An 873-nucleotide genomic window follows, 5' to 3' on the forward strand; every position below is an offset into this window, starting at 1 on the left:
GTAGAAGTAATTGCAGAAACAGAAGAAGTGGAAGTAATTGCAGAAGCGGAAGAGTCAGAAGAAGTAGAAGTAATTACAGAAACAGAAGAGCTAGAAGAAGTGGAAGTGATTGCGGAAACAGAAGAAGTGGAAGTGATTGCAGAAGCAGAAGAGCTAGAAGAAGTGGAAGTAATTGCAGAAACGGAAGAGTCAGAAGAAGTAGAAGTAATTGCAGAAACAGAAGAGCTAGAAGAAGTAGAAGTAATTGCGGAAACAGAAGAGCTAGAAGAAGTAGAAGTGATCGCAGAAACAAAAGCGCCTGTAGTAGAGACATTTGTAGCACTTGAGGAAATTCAGCAAGAAGATGAAGTAATTGAACAAAACAGTGAATTCATACATGTAGCTGAGGCTGATGAACAGACAAAGAACGATGTTCAAAGCTTTGCGAATGTTTTAATTGCAGAAACAGAAGAAAATAAACGAGTTGTAGAAGAAGCACCAGTCGCAGAAGAACAATCAGTTGTAGAAGAAGCACCAGTCGCAGAAGAACAATCAGTTGTAGAAGAAGCACCGGTCGTAGAAGAACAACCAGTTGTACAAAAAGAAGAACCAAAACGTGAGAAAAAGCGTCATGTACCATTTAATGTTGTTATGCTGAAACAAGATAGAACACGATTAATGGAAAGACATGCAGCTAGAGCAAATGCAATGCCGCCTTCTGTTAATGTACGAGTAGAGAATAAGCCAGTGCAACAAGAGGTAGCAGAACCACAAGTGAAAGAACAACCAATGCAACAAGTGGTAGTAGAATCACAAGTGGAAGAGCAACCAATGCAGCAAGTGGTAGTAGAACCACAAGTGGAAGAGCAACCAATGCAGCAAGTGGTAGTAGAA

The 873-nt window shown here is 40.3% G+C and carries 1 pseudogene; it reads left to right on the top strand.

Features of this window, described 5'->3' with window-relative positions:
* Positions 1-873: pseudogene (locus tag RT27_RS35565) on the top strand (DNA translocase FtsK); the annotation flags it as partial.

The sequence above is a fragment of the Bacillus sp. L_1B0_5 genome (assembly GCF_000836715.1).
GTDB lineage: Bacteria > Bacillota > Bacilli > Bacillales > Bacillaceae_G > Bacillus_A > Bacillus_A thuringiensis_S.